This window comes from Cupriavidus sp. SIMBA_020 (assembly GCF_046535395.1).
GTDB classification, from domain to species: Bacteria; Pseudomonadota; Gammaproteobacteria; order Burkholderiales; family Burkholderiaceae; genus Cupriavidus; species Cupriavidus campinensis.
On the sequence record NZ_JAWRWU010000251.1, the window covers coordinates 1 to 325 of the forward strand.

A 325-nucleotide genomic window follows, 5' to 3' on the forward strand; every position below is an offset into this window, starting at 1 on the left:
GTGGTAGCCGATGAAGCGCAGGCTGGCGTCGGACACGTAGATGAAGCGCAGTTCGCGGTCGACATGCGCGAGCAGATCGACGGCGCCGACCACCTGTTCCAGTTGCGCGGCGCGGCTATTGGCCATCCGCGGCTTGACGTCCGCGCGCCGGCCGAACGCCCGAAGCCGGTCCACGACCGTGCGCAAGGAGCCCCGGCGGGGCGCGGTGATCCTGTTCGCTTCCATGTGTATCGCTGGCAACCCTTGATCTGATCGTTGTTGCGCCGGTTCTCCAGGCGGCACGCCAGAGCGTGAGGCCGCGGTGGTCCGGTCGGCGGGCGCATCG

At 68.9% G+C, this 325-nt stretch carries 1 pseudogene; it reads right to left on the minus strand.

Annotated features, from left to right (window positions below):
- Positions 1–225, minus strand: a pseudogene (locus tag SB751_RS29060) (diguanylate cyclase); the annotation flags it as partial.
- Between the last annotated feature and the right edge of the window lie 100 nt (positions 226–325).